This is a genomic window from uncultured Campylobacter sp. (genome assembly GCF_937997595.1).
GTDB lineage: Bacteria > Campylobacterota > Campylobacteria > Campylobacterales > Campylobacteraceae > Campylobacter_B.
The window spans coordinates 1-3,857 of record NZ_CALKTS010000364.1 but is presented as its reverse complement, the minus strand read 5'-3'; the positions used below and the strand labels follow the sequence as shown (position 1 = coordinate 3,857).

Genomic DNA, 3,857 nt, shown 5'->3' with positions numbered 1-3,857 from the left:
TTAAACAACGAATTTTATCGCGAGCTGGTGGACGACTACGCGCAGCAAGATGAAGCGCGCGCGGAGCCGGGATATAAATATTTCAGCGTTTTTACCTTGGACTTGGGCGCGGATAAGGTAAAAACGCTCGTGTTTTTAAAGAAAATTTTTGAGGGCGAGAGCTTTGCGGCGACTAAAGAGAGGGCACAAAATTTGCCGCTTTGCGTATTTAGCGGCATAGAGGAGCTAGCACTGCCGCTGCAAGACAAACTCGCCTCGCTCGGAGTTAAATTTTACGCGCAGGAGATTTCTTTTAGCGAATTTATCGCGCGGAGTAGTTAAGCGGGCAAATTTTAAAATTTTAACTCTCGCTGCTGCTAAATTTAAAATCTAGCGGCGAGTAATCCTATAAATTTTGTTCTCATCCGCTTGCTATCGCAGTGCGTTAATAGCTTTGCGTACGCTGGAGCGAAAATTAAAGCGTAAAATCAAAATATAAAATTGAAGTAGAATTTTAAGCGCCCTACTTCGTTTTTTACTTGCAGTAGGGCGAATTTGCTTAAAGTAGTGAACTAAAGCAAGGCGAAAATTATCCAAACCTTGGATCTATTATCTTGCTCAGTTAGAGCAGCTGTTGCGAGCGACGAGCTCTGCAAAATCCAGCGCTGCGTCGTAGTCGGGCTCAGAGGCTATGTCGCTTACGAGCTCTTTATAAACCACGACGCCTGCGGTATCTATGACGAAGATTGCTCTGGCGCTAAGACCTGCCAATGCGCCGCTGGCGATGAGGGTGCCGTAGTGGCGGCAAAATTCCTTATCGCGGAAATCGCTTGCAACGCGTAGATTTTTTATCCCTTCAGTCGTACAAAACCTCCCCATCGCAAATGGTAAATCCATCGAAACGACGATTACTTCGGTGTTGGGAAGCGATGCGGCGCGCTCGTTGAACTTGCGTGCCTCCGTCGCGCAGACGGGCGTATCTAGCGATGGCACAGCGACGATGATTTGCACGTGCTTGCCGCTAGCGATCTCGATTTCGCTTAGATCTTGAGCTACTAAGCGCACTTGCGGCGCGCGATCACCTAGATTTATCTCTTGCCCACTTAGCTCTACAGGCTTTCCTTGAAATGTTACTTTTGACATTTTTGTCCTTTGTTTTGAATTTGTAGCGGCGAATATACAGAAATTCCTTAAATTTCAGGTAAAATTGCTTTAAAAATCAAGGAGAGCAGATGGGCGAAGATATTTGGGGCAGCAACAGCAATCCTGCATCGCTAGCCAGTATAAGACGTAAAAGCGGCGAAGAAAAAAAGCCCCTGGATGAGAAACCACAGGAGCAATCTGAGAATTTAGATTTAGTGCAAGAAGAACTTGCGGCGGATGATACTAGCGAGCAAAATTTCGCGGCTCAGAATTCTATAGAGCAAAATTCCACTTCCATAAGGCAAAATTTTACTCCACAGAATTCTGCGGAGCAAAATTTAGCTTTTGCAGCTCAAGGCCTAGATGAAGAAAATTCTATTTTGCGGGATTCTGCTGCGACAGGCTCTGGCGAGCAAGATTCTAACGCCAAAGGCTTGAATTCTACCGAGAATGCCGCAAACTCGCAGAATTTTACAGAGCAGAATTCCACTTGGCAAAATTCAGCTTCCTCAAATTCCGATAGAATTAACTCTACGCAAAGCTCAGCTAAGGTTTACGATCTAAATAAAGCCTACGTATTTTATATGTTCCTCGGGCCTTTCGGCGCGCATAGATTTTATCTTGGGAGTATAATCTCCGCGATTTTTCAGCTTTTAGGCGGGCTGCCATTTCTCATCTGGCTTTTTTTAGTAGTGGTTGCTGTCATGTGGACGAGTATAGAAGGTAACGATCTGTTAGCGCTTATAAACTCGTCTCGTCCGGATTTGGGTGTGCAAGCATCAGACCTAAAAGATATAGAACAGGGCTTTTTTCATTTTATGGTTATTTTCTCGGTGCCTAATGTTTTATTTTTAATCTGGCTTATTAGCGACTTTTTTAGGTTGCCTGATATGGTGCGAAAGCTAAATGTATCCGTAGGCGCGGGAGCAATCCTGTATGTTTATGCGGATGACGCTAAAGAGCAGAGCGAAAATCTATCTACTGCCAAAACTACCCTTTACATAGCGTTTGGGCTTGAGGCGTTAAATGCGGTAGGCAGATATATCAAGAATGTAGATAAAGTGGGTGCGTTGGAAGGCGTCGGACTTATATCGATGATATGCCTAGCTGTGGGGCTATATTTTTTAGCGCGCGCTATACGCAGCACGGATCTACTATCAAACGCCGTGTTAGTCGGGGTTTCCTCGGCTATAAGCGCAGTAAGCACTATATTTGTAGGATTTGAATTGTTTAAACCATCAGTTTTTATGATAAGCATTTATTACGTATGCACAGCGGTATATCTGATCTATCAGCTGCTAGTTAGTAAAGAGCTTTATGATTGTAGCGGAGAGAAAAACTATCTAAGAGCGTTTTATGTTATTGCAGCTACGGAGATAGTAACTCTAGTCCTGATAGCGCTTGACTCGCAGCTTTTCGCTTTAGTATTTGCCATAGGGTGGTTAGCTTCGGTAGTTTTAAATGTTTCGGCGGTTTATGGCACTAGGGAGGTTACCGCTTCAAAAGGTGGCTACAATCTAGCGAATCTGGCGTATCACGTAAGGCAGATGAATAGGCGGGAGTTTTAGGTATTTAAATTTAAGGGGCGATTAGTATAATTCTATATTATTTTAAAAAAGGAGTTTTAAATGACTTTTATGGAGTCCGTGCAAACTTGCGTCAAGCAAAAATACGCCGCATTTAGCGGGCGAGCATCAAGGTCGGAGTACTGGTGGTTTTTTCTATTTACCGTGCTTGGCGGGATTGTTTTGAGCTTGATAGATGGCGTTTTAGGCACTACGATAGGGTATAATCAAATAATAGCCGGCAAAATCGTCCATCAAGAAATCGGCATTATAGATGCGCTTTTTCAGCTAGCTATGCTCGTGCCAGCCATCGCCGTATCGGTCAGGCGACTACATGACACGGATAGAAGCGGCTGGTTTTTTCTGCTTATTTTAACGCCGATCGTGGGTGCTTTTTTCGGCGATATCGGGCTTTTGGTATCATTTGTGGGTTGGATAGTGCTGCTTGTATTTTTCGTGCAGCGCGGCGATAGCGGGTCCAATCGCTTCGGATACGATCCGCTATGATAAAGCTCTAAAGATTTGCGGAATTTTAGAATTCTAAAATTCCGTGCAGATAAAATTCTTTGTATTGTCACTTAAAATTCTGCGCATAAGCACTTTGTAGCGCTAAATTTTTCTTAGAATAAGCTTTTCAAATCCTCTTTAATTGATTGCCATTATCTGTAACTTAGAATTTTTATATTATAATGGCTCTTAAAATTTTATTTTAGAAAGGATAAAAATGAAAGAGAGAATCGAGGCGCTGTTTGCGCAAAATCCTAAAATTTCGATCGCGCAGATCTGCAAGGAGCTGGGCGCGAAGGAGATCGACGTGCTGCTAAACCTGCCCGAGCGCTTCGGTAAAAGCGCGGGCGGCGATAAATTCGGCGAGATCATTAGGGAGCTTGAGAGCTGGGGCGAGGTGCTTTTCGTAAAAAATACGCCGAGCTTCATCATCGAGTTTAAAACCAAGATCCCAAGCGGCAAGAGCGCGCGCGGATATTATAATTTCGGCATGGGCGCAAACGGCGATGAGGCACATGGGCTGGGCATTTTGGGAGGTCATCTAAAGACGGATGAGATCGATAAGATTATCCTCGTGACACAGACTTTCATGGGGATGCTTTCAAAATTCGTGGGCTTTTACGACAAAGCGGGCGAGAATATCTTTAAAATTTACGTCTCGCG

General features: G+C 44.1%; 4 protein-coding genes and 1 pseudogene. 4 read left to right on the top strand and 1 reads right to left on the bottom strand.

What is annotated here, in order from left to right; translation table 11 throughout:
* Positions 1-321 (top strand): annotated as a pseudogene (locus tag Q0614_RS12380) (hypothetical protein); the annotation flags it as partial.
* Between the two features lie 276 nt (positions 322-597).
* Here the strand turns inward: Q0614_RS12380 and tpx are convergent.
* Complete coding sequence (gene tpx, locus Q0614_RS12375) at positions 598-1,122, bottom strand: thiol peroxidase (protein WP_298104142.1); 525 nt, start codon at positions 1,120-1,122, stop codon at positions 598-600.
* An 89-nt stretch (positions 1,123-1,211) separates the two neighbouring features.
* Between tpx and Q0614_RS12370 the strand changes: the two genes are divergently transcribed.
* The 3 genes from Q0614_RS12370 to hutX form a co-directional block, all read left to right on the top strand.
* Positions 1,212-2,690, top strand: coding sequence for an NINE protein (locus Q0614_RS12370; RefSeq protein WP_298789059.1), 1,479 nt, complete (start codon positions 1,212-1,214; stop codon positions 2,688-2,690).
* A 60-nt stretch (positions 2,691-2,750) separates the two neighbouring features.
* Complete coding sequence (locus tag Q0614_RS12365; protein ID WP_005872982.1) at positions 2,751-3,194, top strand: DUF805 domain-containing protein; 444 nt, start codon at positions 2,751-2,753, stop codon at positions 3,192-3,194.
* 217 nt (positions 3,195-3,411) lie between these two features.
* Positions 3,412-3,857, top strand: a 446-nt coding sequence (gene hutX, locus Q0614_RS12360) for a heme utilization cystosolic carrier protein HutX (protein WP_298789056.1), incomplete at its 3' end; no start/stop codon positions are given.